This is a genomic window from Geminicoccus flavidas (assembly GCF_009806515.1).
Lineage (GTDB): Bacteria > Pseudomonadota > Alphaproteobacteria > Geminicoccales > Geminicoccaceae > Geminicoccus > Geminicoccus flavidus.
Genome location: NZ_WUJP01000512.1, coordinates 1 through 224, shown reverse-complemented (window position 1 = coordinate 224; position 224 = coordinate 1). Strand labels below are relative to the sequence as shown.

The 224-nt window shown below is 71.9% G+C and carries 1 pseudogene; it reads left to right on the top strand.

What is annotated here, in order from left to right:
- Nucleotides 1-224: pseudogene (locus tag EQG76_RS14485) on the top strand (hypothetical protein); the annotation flags it as partial.

Below are 224 nucleotides of genomic sequence, written 5' to 3'. Positions count from 1 at the left end.
GGCACCGGATGCGGTGCTGGTCCGGGGCGGGGAGGACCGGGAGGACGGTGCCGGCCACGGCTTCTGGCGCAACCTGTTCGAGACCTTCATCCCGCACAGCGAGCATCCGACCTATCTCCAGGGCATGCGCGCCGGCTCCTTCGTCGTGGCGGCACAGGTGTCCGACGCGCAGGCAGCCGCGGTGGAACGCCTTCTGGACGACCAGGGGAGCTGCGTGGCCGGCG